Source organism: Xanthomonas sp. JAI131 (assembly GCF_013410075.1).
Taxonomy (GTDB): Bacteria; Pseudomonadota; Gammaproteobacteria; order Xanthomonadales; family Xanthomonadaceae; genus Xanthomonas_A; species Xanthomonas_A bonasiae.
Genome location: NZ_JACCCN010000002.1, coordinates 1,367,781 through 1,383,940, shown reverse-complemented (window position 1 = coordinate 1,383,940; position 16,160 = coordinate 1,367,781). Strand labels below are relative to the sequence as shown.

The following is a 16,160-nucleotide window of genomic DNA, read 5'->3' as shown; positions in this document are numbered from 1 at the left end:
TTAGTGGACATGTCCGGCGGCGGCTGTCAAGCGCGACCGCCCGATCAAGTCTCCGGCATGGGGGCTTCGCCGACTTCCGTCCGCCGGGTCTCCCCGGTCCCGAGTCCCGGCCGTCAGTGCCAGCCGCCCTTGGCGGCCAGGCCGATGGCCAGGATCACCAGCAGCAGGATCCCGACCATCAGCACGCCGAACAGCGACAGGATCACCACGGTGACCGTGCCCAGCTTGTGCTGCTGCCACTCCGGGTGGTCGGTGTAGGCCCACTTGTCCACCACCAGGGTGTCGCAGAGCATGTCGTGCAGGGCCTGCTTGCGCTCGGTGAAGGCGGCCATCAGGAAGCCGATGAAGATGGTCAGGCTGCTCAGCAGGAAGCCGAAATAGCGGCCGATGCCGCGGCCGACGCTGATCCGGCTGCCGTCGGTGCGCACCACCTTGATGCCGACCGCCATCTTGCCCAGCGTGGCCTGCTTGGACGAGGCGTGGAACAGGCCGAAGTACAGCGCCGACATGCCCAGCGGCACCAGGTACACCAGCACCAGCATGACGATGCCGCCGGCGGTGGCGAAATCCGGGGTGCCGCCGCCGCCGAGGCCGCTGAAGCCGAAGAAGCCGAGCATGATCACGAACTGGATCACCTGCGCGACCATGCCCACCAGCATGCCGTCGATCAGATAGGCGGCGGTGCGCTTCCAGAAGCCGGCCTGCACCACCTCGCCGCCGGCGACGAAGCGTGGCTCCTCGCCGAGCGTGGCGGCAGGCGCGGCGTAGGGCGAATGCGCTGCGGCGTCGGATTCCGGCGCGGCCCAGGCCGCGGGCAACGCCTGCGCGGGCGGCGTCGGCGCCGACTCGACGGCGTCGTTCGGCGCGATCGCCGCCGGCGCCTGGGTCAGGCCCAGTTCGTCGACAAAGTCGGCCAGCGGATGCCATTCGCTGAGGCCGTCGCGCCACACCAGCGTGGTCAGGCCGACGTCGCCGCGCTGGAAGCGCTGCTGCAGGTCGTCGGCGGGCATCGGTCCGTGACGCTGCTGCGCGGCGTCGGCGTAGTACCACTCACTCATTCCTGTTCCCCGGGGTTGCGATCGAAAAATCCGTTTCCGCTCAACCGCCGCGGCAATGCGCGGGCAGGTAGCGGTCGTCCAGCTCGGAACTGCATTTCCAGGCCGAAGCCCGCTCATCGTAGTCCAGCCACAGCGCCTTGCCATCCAGCTTGGCGTTGCCGGGCGCGTGCAGGGTGGCTTCCAGGCCGCAATGGCCGTTGTCGAAACGGCCGATCCGCACCTGCGCGACGAATTCGCTGGCGTAGCTCTCGGCGGTGCCGAAGCCGGGATCGCCGTTGACCGGGCAGCGCCCCTGCTGCATCGTGAAGCCGGAGATCCGGGACTTCAGCGGGGTGACGCTGCCGATCGCCAGTGTGGCCTTGGTGCGCAGCGTGTAGTCCTGATACGCGGGCAAGGCGATGGCGGCGAGAATCCCGATCATCGCCAGCAGCACCGCGCCGACCACGACCGCGACGATCGCGCCGATGCCGCAGCCGGACAGGCCGTTGCGTGGAGCCGCGGCGTGGATGGTCGGGGTGGCGCTCGCCGCTGGTGGCAGCGGGGGCGGTGGCGGTGGCGGCGGCGGCGGGGCTGTCGCTGACAGGCCGAGTTCGTCGGCAAGCGCGTGCAGCGGCCGCCATTCCGGCATGCCTTCGCGCCAGACCAGGGTACTGCGCTCCAGCAGCCCGTCGCGCAGGCGTTCCAGCAACGTCGCGGTGCTCAGCGGGCCGTGCCGCTGGCGCGCCGTGTCGGCGTAGTACCAGGCGCTCAGGACCGGTTCCTCGTGCATCCGTGCATGGTCCGTCAGTGCCTCAGTGCACCGGCTCCGGCTCGTCGACGAACATCTGCGTTTCCATCCACGCGTAGGCCGCCTCGGCGCCGGGCTGGTTGAACAGCACCATCAGCACCACCCATTTCAGGTCGTCCAGGTCCAGTTCGTCCTGGTCCAGCGCCATCGCCCGGTCCAGCACCAGCTCGCGCTGGTCGCTGTCGAGGATGCCGTGCTGTTCCAGGAACAGCAGGAAGCCGCGGCATTCCACGTCGAGCTTGTCCAGCTCAGGGCCATGGTAGATGCGGATCGGGCCGTCGATGCGCGGCTGCGGCACGGCCGGCCGCTGGTCGGCCAGGGCATCGAGCCAGTCGAACGCCTTGCTGATTTCGGTGGGGCTGAAGCCAGCCTGGATCAGGCCATTCTGGAGGGAGTCGCGATCGCGGACCGGGTCCGCATCCTCGCTGAAATAATGTTCGAACAGGTACAGCAGGACATCCAGAATGCTCTCTTTCATTGCCCCTCGGCCTGCGTCGCTAGACGCTGTGGAGGTGAAGAAACTAGGGTTTGCGGGTGTAACGACCTCGTTCGACCGCCACGTAGCCATCCAGTTCCATGGCCAGCAGCATGGAGGAGGCCGCCGCGGCCGTCAATCCGGTGCGTGCGATCACTGAATCCATACAGGTAGGGTCGTGGCCCAGCGCCTGCCACAAGCGCTGGTAGTTCGGATCGGGGAAGGACGGCATGGCGCCGGGGTCGTCGGCGATCCTCTCAGTGGGGGCGCGAAGGCGTCCGCGCAAGGCGTCGGCCAGTTCCGCGGCCAGCGGCGCGACCCCGGCCAGCACCTCCTCGGCGTTTTCGACCAGCCCGGCGCCGTCGCGGATCAGGCGATGGCAGCCGCGCGCCAACGGGTTGTGGATCGAGCCGGGCAGCGCGAACACCTCGCGCCCGGCCTCGGCCGCCAGGCGCGCGGTGATCAGCGCGCCGGAACGGGTGGCGGCCTCGATCACCAGGGTGGCCAGGGTCAGTCCGGCGATGATCCGGTTGCGGGCGGGGAAGTGGCTGGGCCGCGCCGGGGTGCCGGGCGGATGCTCGCTGACCACCGCGCCGCGCGCGGCGATGCGCTCGCGCAGGGCGGCATGCTGGCGCGGGTAGGCCAGGTCCGCGCCGGTGCCGACCACCGCCACGGTCAGTCCGTCCTGGCGCGACAGCGCCGCCGCGTGCGCGGCGGCATCGACCCCGGCGGCCATGCCGCTGGTCACCGCCAGCCCGGACGTGGCCAGCGCCAGGGCGAAGCGATACGCATTGTCGCGGCCGCCGGCGCTGGGCGCGCGGCTGCCGACCACCGCTACCGCCGGATGCCACAGCGCCGCCGGGTCGCCTTCCAGGTACAGCGCCAGCGGCGGGTTGGGGCTGCGCAGCAGCAGCGCAGGATAGTCGGGGTCGTGGCAGCCGAGCAGGTGCCGGCGCGGCTGCGCCAGCCAGGCCAGCGCGGCGTCCATCGCGGCGCGGTCGGGCTGCCGAAGTGCCGCGCTCTGCGCCGGATCCAGTCCCGCCGCCTGCCAGGCCGCCGCGCCGGCGGCCAGCGCGGCGGCAGGGCTGCCGTGTCGCTCGAGCAGGCGCCTGCGCGGGGCGCTGGCGCCGCCGGCCAGCGACAGCGCCAGCAATGCGGGGTCGGGACTGGAGTGTGCGTGGTCGGTGGGCAGGGCGGACATGGGCCCCAGGCTAGGCCGCAAACGCAGACGGCGCCCTCGGGCGCCGTCTGTTGCGGATGTAGGACTTGCCCGCGTGCGCGGGTCAGCGCGCGTCTGGGTGCTTCACGTCGTAGCCGATCCGGGTCGGCTTGACGCCGTCCATCACCAGCGCGTAGCTGACCTTGTCGAAGGTGCGGAACACCATCGCGTGCGCGGCGTATTCGTCGGGCAAGGCCACCGAGCCGCGGCCGCCGGTGAAGCCGTCGTCGGCGCGCGAGGTGTTCGGGCGCTGCACGCGGTCGTTGACCCGGGTGCCATGCCGCCACAGCGACACCACCGTGCCGTTGTCGATGCCCTCGCGGCTGCCGCCGGAGATCGCGATCACGTCGCGCGGACCGGCGGCGCTGAACGCGTCGGCCACCGCCAGCACCCGCAGCCCGGCCTCGAGCGCCTGCGCCGAGGGCGGATGCGGCACGAACTGCAGGTCGTAGGGCTGCGCCTGGACCGCGATCAGGCGGTCGCCGGCGCGCACTTCGCGGGCGCTGTCCTGCAGCAGCAGGGTGGTGGCCTGGCTACCGTCGGCGGAAACGCGGGTGACGGTACCGATATTGACCTGGGCCAGCTCGTAGCCCAGCGTTTCGCGGCGCTTGTTGTCCGGCGCCACGAAGGTCTGCCACATGTTGCCGGTGCCCGGGGTGCTGCGTCCCTCGTTGTTCAGGTCGTCGCTGAGCCTGGGCAGTTCGTAGCGCAGGGTCGGCCGTACCACCGCGTAGCGCTGCCCGACCTGCGCGTCGCTGAGCCCGGTCGCGTAGACCACCTGGCCGATGGTGGCGCGCAGCCGGTTGTCCTCGAAGCCCACCACGTAGGGCAGCTCGTCGATGCTGTCGGCCACGCGCAGGTTCTTCAGGAACGGCTCGACGTCGGACAGCGGGATCGCGTCGATCGGCGCGTCCTGGCGCGGGCCCGGCTTGACCGTGGCGCGCGCCACCCGGTCCAGGTAGGCCAGGCTGAGCACGTCGCCGGGGTAGATCAGGTGCGGGTTCTGCACCTGCGGGTTGGCCTGCCAGATTTCCGGCCACAGCCACGGCTTGCCGAGGAAGCGCCCGGCGATGTCCCACAGCGTGTCGCCCTTGCGCACCACGTAGGTGTCAGGGTGTTCGGCAGCCATGCTCGCGGAAGCGGCATAGGTCGCTACGGTAAGCATCGCCACGGCGACGACCGTACGGAGTCGTTTGAACATGAGTGCGGAGCCTGATTCCCCAACAGGTCCGCGCACTATAGTCCAGAACCCTGGGCGCGGCGCAAGCGTTCGCGCCAGAACGGGGTAGAATTGCCACGTCTTGCCGAATTTTCCGGCGCCCCCATCTGGGTACCGCTATGGCCCTGCTTCCCATCCTCGAATTCCCCGATCCCCGCCTGCGCACCAAGGCGGTGCCGGTCGACCCTGCCGACGTGACCGCGCCGGCGTTCCAGCGACTGCTCGACGACATGTTCGAGACCATGTACGAGGCCCCCGGCATCGGCCTGGCCGCGAGCCAGGTGGACGTGCACCAGCGCTTCATGGTCATCGACGTCAGCGAGGAGAAGAACACCCCGCAGGTGTTCATCAACCCGCAGATCGTGCAGCGCGACGGCGAGCAGGTGTACCAGGAAGGCTGCCTGTCGGTGCCCGGCATCTATGCCGACGTGACCCGTGCCGACAGCATCGTCGTGCGCTACCTGGACCGCCACGGCCAGCCGCAGGAACTGTCCGCCGACGGCGTGCTGGCGGTGTGCGTGCAGCACGAGATGGACCACCTGGACGGCAAGCTGTTCGTCGACTACCTCTCCCCGCTCAAGCGCGAGATGGTGCGCAAGAAGCTGGCCAAGGCGCGCAAGCACGTGGCCTGAAGGCCGGGATTCGGGATTGGAGATTGGGGATTCGTAAGCGCGAGTCGGATTCCCTTCCGGTCGCCGAACCCTGCCGTTGCGAATCCCTAATTCCCAATCCCGAATCCCCGCCCAATGAAAATCGTCTTCGCCGGTACGCCGGACTTCGCCGTGCCGTCGTTGCGCGCGGCCGCGCAGCGCCATGAAGTGGTCGCGGTCTATACCCAGCCGGACCGGCCCGCCGGGCGCGGCCGTGGGCTGACGCCGTCGCCGGTGAAGCTGGAGGCGGTCGCGCGCGGCATTCCGGTGCTGCAGCCGGAGACCTTGCGCTCGCCGGAGGCGCTGCAGACTCTGCGTGCGCTGCAGCCGGACCTGATGGTGGTAGTGGCCTACGGCCTGATCCTGCCCAAGGCGGTGCTGGCGATCCCGACCCATGGCTGCTGGAACGTGCACGCCTCGCTGCTGCCGCGCTGGCGCGGCGCCGCGCCGATCCAGCGCGCGATCGAGGCCGGCGACAGCGAAACCGGGGTGTGCCTGATGCAGATGGAAGCGGGCCTGGACACTGGCCCGGTGCTGATGTCGCAGCGCACCCCGATCGGCGACAGCGAGACCGGCGGGCAGCTGCACGACCGGCTGGCCGCGCTCGGCGCGCAGGTGCTGGCCGACGGCCTGGGCCTGCTGCGCGCCGGCATCCGCCCGGTGCCGCAGCCGCAGCCGGACGCCGGCGTCACCTACGCGCACAAGCTGGACAAGGCGCAGGCGCGGCTGGACTGGCAGCAGCCGGCGGCGCAGCTGGCGCTGCGGGTGCGTGCGTTCAATCCGTGGCCGATCACCGAAGCGGTGCTGGCCGGCGAGCGCGTGCGCATCCACGGCGCGGTGGCGCTGGAACTGGCGCATGCGCAGCCGCCGGGCACGGTGCTGGCCGCCTCCAGGCAGGGCATCGACATCGCCTGCGGCCAGGGCGCGTTGCGCCTGCGCGTGCTGCAGCGCGAAGGCGGCAAGGCGATCACCGCGGCCGACTACCTCAATGCCCGGCGCGACCTGCCGGTGCTGGCCTGAGCCGGCGCGACCGCCCATGACGCAGCCGCCTGCCGCGCCGCCTGCCGCCGCGCCGCCGCCGCCGGGCGTCGCGCCCCGCGTCGTCGCCGCCCGCGTACTGAGCGCGGTGATCGACCGCGGCCGTTCGCTGAAGGCCGAGCTGGCCACCGCGCTGCCGGCGCTGCCCGATCCGCGCGATCGCGCCCTGGTCGAGGCGATCTGCTTCGCCGTGCTGCGCCGGCGCCCGGCCTACGAGGCCGCGCTGCGGCTGTGGCTGCAGAAGCAGTTGCCGCAGCGCGACGCCGAACTGCGCACGCTGCTGATGGCCGGTTTCGCCCAGCTCGACGTGCTGGGGTTGGCGCCGCACGCGGCGCTGTCGGCGACGGTGGAGGCGGCACGGGCGCTGGACCGGCCGCGCCAGGCCGGCATGGTCAACGCCTTGCTGCGCCGCGCGCTGCGCGATGGGCTGCCGGCGGTGGCCGCCGACGCCGGCTGGCCGCTGTGGCTGCGCGATGCGCTGCACGCCGACTGGCCGGAACAGGCCGAAGCGATCTTCGCCGCCAGCCAGCAGGCGGCGCCGCTGTGGCTGCGGGTGAACCGCCAGCGCAGCACGCGCGACGCCTATCTGCAGCAGCTGGCCGACGCCGGCATCGGCGCGCAGGCGGCACCGGACCTGGCCGATGCGATCCGCCTGGCCGAATCGGTGGCGATGAGCGCCTTGCCCGGCTTCGCCGACGGCTGGGTGTCGGTGCAGGACGGCTCGGCGCAGCAGGTCGCCGACGTGCTGGCGCCGGCGCCGGGCGCGCGCGTGCTAGACGCGTGCGCTGCGCCCGGCGGCAAGTCCGCGCACCTGCTCGAGCGCGACCCGACGCTGCGCCTGACCGCGCTGGACGTGGACCCGCGGCGCCTGGCGCGGGTGCGCGAGACCTTCGACCGCACCGGTGCCGGCGCGCAGGCGCTGCTGCAGGCGGCCGATGCGGCGCAGCCGGACAGCTGGTGGGATGGCGAGGCGTTCGATGCGGTGCTGCTCGACGCGCCGTGCTCGGCCACCGGCATCGTGCGCCGCCAGCCCGACGTGCTGCTGCACCGGCGGCGCGAGGACGTGGTCGCGCTGCAGGCGCTGCAGGCGCGGTTGCTGGATGCCGGCTGGCAGGTGCTGCGGCCGGGCGGGGTGCTGGTCTACGCTACCTGTTCGCTGCTGAAGGACGAGAACGCGCGCCAGCTGCAGGCGTTCCTGGCGCGCACCGCCGACGCCATGGCCGAGGATCCCGGCGCCGCCTGCGGCCACGCGTCCGGCGGCGGCCGCCAGCGCCTGCCCGGCGAGCAGGACCGCGACGGGTTCTTCTATGCGCGGCTGCGCAAGACGGCGTGAACCGGCCCCGGTATCATCCCGTCCCATGCTGAAGACCCGCGCGTCCCGAGAATTCTGGTTGCTGGCCCTGCTTGCGCTGCTGGTGCTCGGCGCCGGCCTCGGCCTGCGCGATCCGCACCCGGCCGACGAGCCGCGCTTCGCGCTGGTCGCCAAGCAGATGGTGGACAGCGGCAACTGGCTGTTCCCGCACCGCGGCACCGAGCTGTACTCGGACAAGCCGCCGATGCTGATGTGGCTGCAGGCGTCGTTCTACACGTTGTTCGGCAACTGGCGGGTGGCGTTCCTGCTGCCGTCGCTGCTGGCCGGGCTGGGCACGCTGGCCTGCGTCTACGACCTGGGCCGGCGCCTGTGGACGCGCCGAGTCGGCATGTATGCGGCGTATGCGCTGCTGTTCGCGTTCCACTTCACCTACCAGGCGAAGAAGGCGCAGATCGATCCGCTGGTGGTGTTCTACATCACCCTGGCCAACTACGGCCTGTTGCGCCATGTGCTGCGCGGACCCGACTGGCGGATGTGGGCGCTGGGCTGGTTCGCCGCCGGCCTGGGCACGATCACCAAGGGCGTGGGCGCGCTGGCGCTGCTGATGCTGCTGCCGGCCGCGGCGGCATCGCTGGCGCAGTGGCGCGGGGTCAGGATCGGCGCGCGCAATCCGCGCTTCTGGCTGGGGCCGCTGGCGTTCCTGGGCGCGGTGTCGATCTGGCTGGTGCCGATGGTGACCACGGCGCTGTCGGCGCATCAGCCCGAATACCGCGCCTACCTCGACGACATCCTGTTCCGGCAGACCGCCGGGCGCTACGCCAGGTCCTGGGATCACCCGCACGGGCCGTTCTACTTCTTCGGGGTGATGCCGAGCATGTGGCTGCCCCTGCTGCTGGCCTTGCCGTGGGCGATCCCGGCCTGGGCGCGGCGCCTGCGCCGGCGCGATCCGCGCTACCTGCTGCCGCTGGCGTGGTGGGCGCTGATCCTGTTGTTCTTTTCTATCCCCACCGGCAAGCGCGACGTCTACATCCTGCCGGCGCTGCCGATGCTGTGCCTGGCGATGGCGCCGCTGATCCCGGGGCTGCTGCGCAAGACCGGGGTCAGGCGCCTGCTGCTGGCGTTCACCGTGGTGCTGACCGTGGCGCTGGGCGGCGTCGGCGCGGCGATCCTGGCTGGGCACGGGTTCCGCGCGCAGATGATGGAGCAGCGCGGCGTCGATCTGCAGACCGTGCAGGCGCTGGCCTGGATCCTGTTGGCGCTCGGCCTGTGGGGCGTGGCCAGCCTGGCGGTGTTCGCGCGGCGGCGTCCGGAGCTGGCGATGGTGTCCACGCTGAGCATGCTGTGGGTGCTGGTGGGGCTGCTGGTGTATCCGCTGATCAACACGTCCAGTTCCGCGCGCGGGGTCATGGAGGCGGCCGGCCGCCGCATCGGGCCGGACGCGGAACTGGGCCTGGTGGCCTGGAAGGAACAGAACCTGCTGATGGCCGACCGCGCCGCGACCACCTTCGGTTTCGTGGTGCCGTGGGACGAGCAGTTGCGCCGCGGCGTGGCCTGGCAGGCGCAGGCGCCGCAGCGGCGCTGGCTGCTGGTGCAGGAGGCGGCGATGCTCGGCTGCGTCGATCGCCGCGCCAGCACCCTGGCCGGCGTATCCAACCGCCGCAACTGGTGGCTGGTGCCGGCCGCCGCCGTACACGGCCGTTGCACGGTCACCACCGGCGACCGCGACCGCTTGCGCGAGCAGGACAAGGACCGCTTCGAGTGAGTCGCGGCCGCGCCTGCTTCGGTCTCGATCTGGGCGCCGCGCGGGCGGGAGGCGTGGCATGCCGCTGCGCCTGATCCGGGTCATCAGCCGCGACAACGGCGGCGGCCTGAGCCGCGACCTGCAGGTGGTCGCCGAGGCGCTGCGCAGCAGCGGCCGCTATCGGGTGGAGGTGCTCGGCTTCGGCACCGTGCGTTTGGCCAACCACCTGCGCGAACTGCGCCTGGCCCTGCGCAGCCTGTTGCGCGGCCGCGCCGACCTGCAGATTTTCCTGGAGCGGGTCTATCCGCGCTGCCTGGGCGCCGGCAGGCGCAATGTGCTGGTTCCCAATCCGGAGTGGTTCCGCCGCAAGTGGCTGCGCTGGCTGCCGCGTTTCCAACGGGTCTTGTGCAAGACCTGGCAGGCAGAGCAGCTTTTTTCCGCGCAGGGTCCGGCGACCACCTTCATCGGTTTCTGCAGCGACGACTGCTACCGCCCGGAGGTGCCGCGCGAGCGCGCCTGCCTGCATGTGGCCGGGCGCAGTTCGGCCAAGGGCACCGCGGTGCTGCTGCAGACCTGGGCGCGGCACCCGGAATGGCCGCGGCTGACGGTGGTGCAGAGCGCGAAGAAATCGCGCCCGATCGATGCCGAGAACATCGACTACCTGACCGGCTACCTGGACCAGCATGAACTGCGCCGGCTGCAGAACGCGCATCGCTTCCACCTGTGCCCGTCCGAGGTCGAGGGCTTCGGCCACTACATCATGGAAGCGCTGAGCGTCGGTGCGGTGGTGATCACCACCAACGGCGCGCCGATGAACGAACTGGTGACCGCCGAGCGCGGCGTGCTGATCGAGCCGGTCGGCGAGCGCGAGGACAATTTCGGCGTGCGCTACCGCATCGACGCGGCCGGCATCGAGCGGGCCATGGCGCAGGCGCTGGCCCTGGCGCCGATGCAATGCGATGCGCTGGGCACTGCCGCGCGCACGTTCTTCGAGTCGCGCCAGCAGGAGTTCGGCGAGCGCCTGCAGGCGGTGGTGGCCGATCTGCTCGGCGATGCGCCCCCGCCGGCCACGTCGGCGCCGGCGGGGACCGGCCGCGTGCAGGTCAGGTCGGGTTAGGGGTCGTACTTGGATCATCGCCCCCCACCGTCCCCCCGTCCGTTCTCGCCTAGATGACCGAAGAAGCCCCGTCGCACCATGCTGCGCGGCCGCCGGCCGCATCCCATCGCCACCGGTTGGCCGAGTGGGGCGCCGCGTTGGGCCTGCTGTGCCTGCCGGCCCTGGTGGTCAGCATGCCGGGCGGGCTGCTGCCGTTCGGCCTGCTGTTGCTGGCGAGCAGCCTGCTGGCGCTGGGCCGCATGCGCCGCGCCGCGTCCGGCCTGCAGCCCTCGCTGCGCTGGCTGACCGTGCTGGCGCTGCTGGTGATCGTGCTGTCGGTGTTCTCCCTGCTGTACTTCGGCCAGGCGCTGAAGGACATCGACAACCGCACCCGCTTCCTGGTGCTGCCCTGGACCGCGCTGTGGGTCTACGCGCTGCGCCCGCCGCGGCAGGGACTGTGGTGGGGCGCGCTGCTGGGCATCTTCGCCACCCTGGTGCTGGCGATCGTGCAGGTGCTGCAGGGCCAGCCGCGTGCCGAGGGCTGGACCAACGCGATCGTGCTCGCCGACGTGGTGCTGGTGCTGCTGGTGGTGGCGGTGTTCTGCCGCCCGCCCGGGCGCTGGCCGTGGACGCTGGTGGCGCTCGCCGCCGGCTGCGCCACCATCCTGCTCACGGGTAGCCGCGGCGTGTGGTTGGGCATGTTGCTGCTGCTGGTCGCCACCGCGCTGTGCGTGCGCTGGCGCAGCGGCGTCATGCGCCTGGCGATCCTGGGCGCGATCGCGGCGCTGGCGGCGACCCTGGTGCTGAGCGTGCCGGCGCTGACCCGGCAGACCCGCCTGGCCGAACTGCACCACGACGTGCAGCGCTACGAGCGCGGCGACAGCGATTCCTCGGCCGGGGCGCGCATCGAACGGCTGCAGGTGGCGGCGGCGACCTTCGTCGAGCATCCGCTGGTCGGGGTCGGCGTGGGCCGTTTCGACAACGCGATGCTGCGCCTGCCCGATTGCCGCAGCAAGACCTGGGTGGAGCGCTGCCATCTGGGCCATGCGCACAACGACCTGGCCGAATGGAGCGCGACCCAGGGCCTGCCCGGCACCGTGCTGATCCTGCTGGTCTACGGCGTGCCGCTGTGGCTGCTGCTGCGCCTGTACCGGCGACGGCCGCGACGCGAGTTCCATGGCCCGGCCGCGACCGGGATCATGGTGGTGGCCGCCTACATCCTGTGCGGCATGACCCAGTCGATGTTCGCGCATCAGGTCACCACCGGCTTCTACGTGTCCCTGGTCGGCGTGCTGATCGGGCTGGCCGCCTGCGATGCGCAGGCGCCGCGCGTGCGTGCCGGCGCCGCTGAAGGCGCTGCCGGAAGCCGGTAGACTGCCGATCCCGCACCGCCGACCGGCGCGGCGCCGTCCGCGCCGCGACCGCAGGGTGCACCGCTGCCCCGGATACCGAGCGCCATGGCCGACGCCGCCGCGACCACCTTGCCGCTCAGCCTGGTGGTGATGACCTACAACGAAGCCGCCAACATCGCGCGCTGCCTGGACAGCGTGCCGTTCGCCGCCGACAAGCTGGTGGTGGACTGCGGCAGCAGCGACGACACGGCGGCGATCGCCCGCGCGCACGGCGCGCGCGTGGTCGAGCAGGCCTGGCTGGGCTTCGGCGCGCAGCGCAACTTCGCCTCCACCCAGGCCGCGCACGACTGGATCCTGGTGCTGGACGCCGACGAATTCCTGTCCGACGCGCTGCGCGCCGAATGCCTGGCGCGGCTGCCGCAACTCCTGGCCGAAGACCGCCTGGACGCGGTGTGGTTGCGGCGTAGTACCTGGTACATGGGTGCGCCGATGCGCTGGTACCGGCCGATGGTCGGCGAACGCCTGGCGCGGCTGTACCACCGCGGCCGCGCGCGCTGGAGCGATGCGCGGGTGCACGAATCGCTGCGCTTCGACGGCGCCAGCGCCGAGTTCGCGCCGCCGTTCAACCACCTGCACAATCCGACCCTGGTGCACAAGCAGCTCAAGGTGCTGCGCTACGCCGAACTGAAGGCGCTCGGCTGGCGCGACAAGCGCAAGCCGGTGAGAATGTGGCAGAGCCCGTTCGTGTTCGCCGGCGCCTTCCTCAAGGATTACCTGCTGCGCCTGGCGGTGCTCGATGGCTGGCGCGGCTTCGTGGTGGCGCAGACCGCGGCCAGCTACGCGCTGTACAAACGCATGCGCTACTACGAGATGCAGGTCAACCCGGCCTCGGTGGAGCAGGCGCGGGCGCAGCTGCAACGGCACGATCTGGAGCACTGATGAGCAAGCATTACCTGCTGTACGGATCCGAACGCTATGCGCTGGCGATCCTGCGTCCGTTGCAGGCCGCGATCCGGGCGCGCGGCGATCAGGCGGCGTGGTTCTTCGACGGTCCCGGCGCCGCCGATCTGAGCGCAGACGAGCGCCACCTGGCGACCGTGGAGGAAGTGCTGGCGTGGGATCCGTACGCGGTGATCACCTCCAGCAACGCGGTGCCGCACTTCTTTCCCGGGGTGAAGGTCGAGACCTTCCACGGCTTCGACGCCGGCAAGCCGCGGCACATCTATGTCCGCGGTTTCTTCGACCTGTACTGCACCACCGGCCCGCGCGACACTGCCGCATTCGGCGCGCTGGCGCGCAGGCTCGGCCACTTCGCGGTGAAGGAAACCGGCTTCCCCAAGATCGACCCGTTCATGCGCGAGATCGGCGCCGAGCTGGCACCGGTGCGGCAACCGCCGGTGATCCTGTACCACTCCACGTTCTCGCCGTCGTGGAGCGCGGCCGGCATCCTCCACGACGAGGTCGCGCGGCTGTCGCGCACGGGCGAATGGCGCTGGATCGTGACCTTCCATCCGAAGATGGACCCGCAGATGGTGGCGCGCTATCGCGCGCTGGAGAACGACTACCTGCGCTTCGCCGACAACGACAACATCCTGGAGCTGTTCCCGCAGGTGGACCTGATGTGTTCGGACACCTCCTCGGCGCTCAACGAGTTCCTGCTCACCTACAAGCCGGTGGTGACGTTCAAGAACCGGCGTCCGGGCCCGCAGCTGATCGACATCGACGACCCCGCGCAGTTCGAGCCGGCGATCCGCCGCGCGCTGGCGCGGCCGCCGGAACTGATGGTGGCGATCCGCGACTTCGCCGACGGCCTGCATCCCTACCGCGACGGGCAGTCCAGCGAGCGCGTGCTGCGCGCGATCGACGACTTCGTCGCCGAGGGTGGACGCAATCCCAGGCGCAAGCCATGGAATTTCTGGCGCAAGCTGAAGATCCGCCGGCGCATCGGCTACTGGGGCCGCGGCGCGCGTTGATCCGGCGCGTGGCCGGGTACCGCGCTCGCCGCTACCAGCGCAGCCGGCGCCGTGCCAGCGCGCGGCTCAGTTGCAGATACAGCGCCTGCGCTTCGGCCTCGGGCAGCAGACGCACCCGCAACGGCGGCTCGCCATGGCGGGCGCCGGCGGTGTCCAGCCACAGCGTGGCGGTGCCGCAGTAGCGGTCCAGCGGCGAGCGGGTCAGCTGCAGCGCCTGCAGCTTGTCGATCTCGGCCAGCCGCCACCAGCGCGTCCACCAGCCGCCGCGCACCGCCACGTAGCGCGCGTCCACGGCATATCCCATGCGTTGCGCCTGGCGCCAGGCCTTGAACGCCGACCACGGCAGCCACAGCAGCGCCAGCGCGGCCCAGGCGCCGACCGGCCGCCACAGGCCGGCGCACAGCAGTGGCACCAGGCATAGCGCCGGCAGGCATAGCCGCCACCAGCAGCGCGTGGCGATCCCCTGCCAGTGCGGCGGCGGCCACGCGATCTGCGGCAGCAGCCGGTGCAGCAGCGCGTCGCACGCGGCCGGCGTCGCCAGCGGCGCCAATTCCTTCAGTGCGCGGCCCTCCTCGCCGTGCCCGTCCATCACCGCGGTGTCGATGTGCAGGCTGCGCCGCCGCAGCAGGCGTTGCAGCACGCCCTCGTGCAGCGTCCAGGCCTGGATCCGGCGCCGCGCCACGCTGCTGCGCAGCCGCGTCAGCAGGCCGCGCTCCACGGTCAGCCGGCGCTCGCTCTCGCTGAGCCGGAAGCCGTGGTACTGCAGCAGCGCCAGCGCCATCGACAGCACGCGCATGACCAGCAGCAGCGTCGCCAGCATCAGCGCCACGCTGACCGCGCCGGCCATCCAGCCCAGCTGCAGGTGGCTGGCGTAGCCGAACAACTGCCGCCCGTAGTGCTCGATCGCATTGGAGACCATGCGCTCGGGGAACAGGTGATAGGTGGCGCCGAACGCGGTGATCACCACCACCATGCCGCGGTTGGAGATCAGCCCCTGGCGCAGCACTTCCGAGGTGGGCAGCGCCAACAGCACGTCGCTGGCCGGCGCTGCGTCCGCCGACGCGGGCGCGGTCTCGGTGGCATGCGCGCGATGGCGGATCTGCCGCTCCAGCGCCAGCGCCTGGTCCAGCCGCAGCACCCGCATCTGCGCTTCCGGCTTGGTCCCGCCGGCCGATTCCAGCCGCACTTCGGCCACGCCGAACAGCCGATGCAGCAGCGACTGGTGCACGACCACGTTGTGGATGCGCGCGAACGGGATCTCGCGCAGGCTGCGTTCCAGCCAGCCGCTGCGGATGCTCAGGCTGTCGCGGCCGATGCGGTACTGGTAGGTGAGGTAGCGCAGCAGCGACACCGCGATCAGCGCGCTGCCCACCAGCAGCATCATCAGCTGGTCGACATGGTCGTTGCGGCCGTCGCGCCCGCCGAACACCAGCAGCGCCAGCAGCGGCAGCAGGAAATGCCGGAGGTGCTGCAGCAGCACGAACAGCCACGACCACGGATGCAGGCGCCGGACCGCGGTGTCCTCGGCGTCCAGGGCGGCGCTCACAGCGCGTCGTCGTCGTGGTCGAGCTGGTGCGCCAGGCGTTCGCGCAGGCGCTCGGCGTCGGCCTGGTCCAGGCCGGGCACGGCGACCGCGTTGTGCCGGGTGCCCGCGGTGTGCACCACCAGGGTGGCCAGGCGCGCCAGGCGCTCCAGCGGGCCGCGGCGCAGGTCCAGATGCTGCACGCGCGAGATCGGAACGTGCACTTCGCTCTGCCACAGCCGCCCGCGGCGCAGGTCCAGGCCCTGCGCGTTCAGCCGCCAACGGATCCGGCGATGGCGCACGAAGCCGATGCAGGCGCCGAACAGCGCGCCGAGCGCCGCGGCGCCGGTACCGATGAGCAAGGCCTGGCGGCTGTGCAGCGAGAAACCGAAGATCGCCGCGCCGATCAGCACGCACAGGCCCAGCATGCAGCCGCCGCCGAGCGCGGCCAGCCAGGCACCGCGCAGCGGCAGCGGCAGCCAGGCGTCCGCAGGCGCGAACGCGATGGCGGCCTGAGGGTCGGCGCCAAGCGGGGCGGCGCAGGGGTCCAGGGACGGCGGTGCGGTCACGGCGGGCTCTCGAAGCGATGGGCGGACACTGCGCACGCGCGCCGCGTAGGTCCCCGATCGTAACGCGGGCGGCGCCCGAAGTGCTTCGTGCGCGGGCGCGCGGCGTGGAAACCCTGTCCGCAGCACGCCCCGTCGTTCGGCGTGCGCCG

The 16,160-nt window shown here is 71.6% G+C and carries 15 protein-coding genes; 8 read left to right on the top strand and 7 right to left on the bottom strand.

Translation table 11 applies throughout. The features are described from left to right. Positions 1 to 113 precede the first annotated feature (113 nt). The 5 genes from HDC36_RS12490 to HDC36_RS12470 form a co-directional block, all read right to left on the bottom strand. Positions 114 to 1,058 carry an RDD family protein gene (locus tag HDC36_RS12490; RefSeq protein WP_179567723.1) on the bottom strand — a complete coding sequence of 315 codons (945 nt, stop codon included), beginning with the start codon at positions 1,056 to 1,058 and terminating at the stop codon, positions 114 to 116. A 40-nt stretch (positions 1,059 to 1,098) separates the two neighbouring features. Beyond that, a complete protein-coding gene (locus tag HDC36_RS12485; protein WP_179567721.1) occupies positions 1,099 to 1,827 on the bottom strand; it encodes a pilin in 729 nt (242 codons plus the stop codon). A gap of 22 nt (positions 1,828 to 1,849) precedes the next feature. Further along, on the bottom strand, positions 1,850 to 2,323 hold the full coding sequence (locus tag HDC36_RS12480) for a DUF494 family protein (protein WP_003470396.1): 474 nt from the start codon (positions 2,321 to 2,323) through the stop codon (positions 1,850 to 1,852). A 43-nt stretch (positions 2,324 to 2,366) separates the two neighbouring features. After that, a complete protein-coding gene (gene dprA, locus HDC36_RS12475) occupies positions 2,367 to 3,521 on the bottom strand; it encodes a DNA-processing protein DprA (protein ID WP_179567713.1) in 1,155 nt (384 codons plus the stop codon). A gap of 82 nt (positions 3,522 to 3,603) precedes the next feature. Then, positions 3,604 to 4,740 (bottom strand): LysM peptidoglycan-binding domain-containing protein, encoded by a 1,137-nt coding sequence (locus HDC36_RS12470; protein WP_179567706.1) that lies wholly within the window; start codon positions 4,738 to 4,740, stop codon positions 3,604 to 3,606. A 137-nt stretch (positions 4,741 to 4,877) separates the two neighbouring features. Here HDC36_RS12470 and def point away from each other — a divergent pair, with 137 nt between their 5' ends. From def to HDC36_RS12430, 8 genes are all read left to right on the top strand, one after another. Then, positions 4,878 to 5,390, top strand: a complete 513-nt coding sequence (def, locus tag HDC36_RS12465) for a peptide deformylase (protein ID WP_179567704.1) — start codon at positions 4,878 to 4,880, stop codon at positions 5,388 to 5,390. A 114-nt stretch (positions 5,391 to 5,504) separates the two neighbouring features. Then, positions 5,505 to 6,428 carry a methionyl-tRNA formyltransferase gene (fmt, locus tag HDC36_RS12460; protein WP_179567702.1) on the top strand — a complete coding sequence of 308 codons (924 nt, stop codon included), beginning with the start codon at positions 5,505 to 5,507 and terminating at the stop codon, positions 6,426 to 6,428. A gap of 16 nt (positions 6,429 to 6,444) precedes the next feature. Further along, entirely contained in the window at positions 6,445 to 7,779 is a 1,335-nt protein-coding gene (gene rsmB, locus HDC36_RS12455; RefSeq protein WP_179567700.1) for a 16S rRNA (cytosine(967)-C(5))-methyltransferase RsmB, read from the top strand. Positions 7,780 to 7,804: 25 nt separating this feature from the next. Then, complete coding sequence (locus HDC36_RS12450) at positions 7,805 to 9,520, top strand: glycosyltransferase family 39 protein (protein WP_179567698.1); 1,716 nt, start codon at positions 7,805 to 7,807, stop codon at positions 9,518 to 9,520. Between the two features lie 58 nt (positions 9,521 to 9,578). After that, positions 9,579 to 10,616, top strand: a complete 1,038-nt coding sequence (locus tag HDC36_RS12445; protein ID WP_179567697.1) for a glycosyltransferase — start codon at positions 9,579 to 9,581, stop codon at positions 10,614 to 10,616. 53 nt (positions 10,617 to 10,669) lie between these two features. Next, positions 10,670 to 11,968 (top strand): O-antigen ligase, encoded by a 1,299-nt coding sequence (locus HDC36_RS12440; protein ID WP_179567695.1) that lies wholly within the window; start codon positions 10,670 to 10,672, stop codon positions 11,966 to 11,968. An 84-nt stretch (positions 11,969 to 12,052) separates the two neighbouring features. Beyond that, positions 12,053 to 12,886, top strand: a complete 834-nt coding sequence (locus HDC36_RS12435) for a glycosyltransferase family 2 protein (RefSeq protein ID WP_179567693.1) — start codon at positions 12,053 to 12,055, stop codon at positions 12,884 to 12,886. Continuing rightward, on the top strand, positions 12,886 to 13,920 hold the full coding sequence (locus tag HDC36_RS12430) for a CDP-glycerol glycerophosphotransferase family protein (RefSeq protein WP_179567691.1): 1,035 nt from the start codon (positions 12,886 to 12,888) through the stop codon (positions 13,918 to 13,920). The genes HDC36_RS12435 and HDC36_RS12430 overlap by 1 nt, the downstream gene beginning before the upstream one ends. Positions 13,921 to 13,951: 31 nt before the next feature. Here HDC36_RS12430 and HDC36_RS12425 read toward each other — a convergent pair whose 3' ends face one another. Together HDC36_RS12425 and HDC36_RS12420 are read right to left on the bottom strand one after the other, a co-directional pair. After that, positions 13,952 to 15,466: a PH domain-containing protein gene (locus HDC36_RS12425; protein ID WP_179567689.1), complete on the bottom strand. Its 1,515-nt coding sequence runs from the start codon at positions 15,464 to 15,466 to the stop codon at positions 13,952 to 13,954. Continuing rightward, positions 15,463 to 16,011, bottom strand: a complete 549-nt coding sequence (locus HDC36_RS12420) for a PH domain-containing protein (RefSeq protein ID WP_179567682.1) — start codon at positions 16,009 to 16,011, stop codon at positions 15,463 to 15,465. The genes HDC36_RS12425 and HDC36_RS12420 overlap by 4 nt, the downstream gene beginning before the upstream one ends. Positions 16,012 to 16,160 lie beyond the last annotated feature (149 nt).